The sequence below is a fragment of the Gilliamella sp. App6-5 genome, assembly GCF_001690525.1.
In the GTDB taxonomy this organism is placed as follows: domain Bacteria; phylum Pseudomonadota; class Gammaproteobacteria; order Enterobacterales; family Orbaceae; genus Gilliamella; species Gilliamella apicola_H.
This window is the reverse complement of sequence record NZ_LZGT01000067.1, coordinates 1-331: the sequence shown is the minus strand read 5'-3', so window position 1 is coordinate 331 and position 331 is coordinate 1. Positions and strand designations below refer to the sequence as shown.

Below are 331 nucleotides of genomic sequence, written 5' to 3'. Positions count from 1 at the left end.
ATATTCAAACAGCGGTGTAATCAGCTGCGATGTACGAATATCAATACGTTCCAGTTTGCTACGGTCGATTTCTGGCAGGTTGAGGAAGAAATCGTAATTGATTTTCTCTTCTTCGACATGTTCCAGGCGAGACATCATATTGATGGCTTTAATCTCTGGATTCTGACGGTCTTTCGCCGGGCAAACTTCGACGCACAGGTTACAACCGGTGCAATCTTCCGGTGCCACCTGCAAGACATATTTCTGCCCGCGCATATCACGCGATTTCACATCCAGCGAATGCAGGCTGGCAGGGGCGTTTTCCATCGCTTCAGGCGGCACCACTTTTGCG

At 49.2% G+C, this 331-nt stretch carries 1 protein-coding gene; it reads right to left on the bottom strand.

Translation table 11 applies throughout. From position 1 onward, the window contains the following. The coding region (locus A9G24_RS07605; RefSeq protein WP_176700506.1) for a 4Fe-4S dicluster domain-containing protein at nt 1-331 on the bottom strand (331 nt) is incomplete at both ends.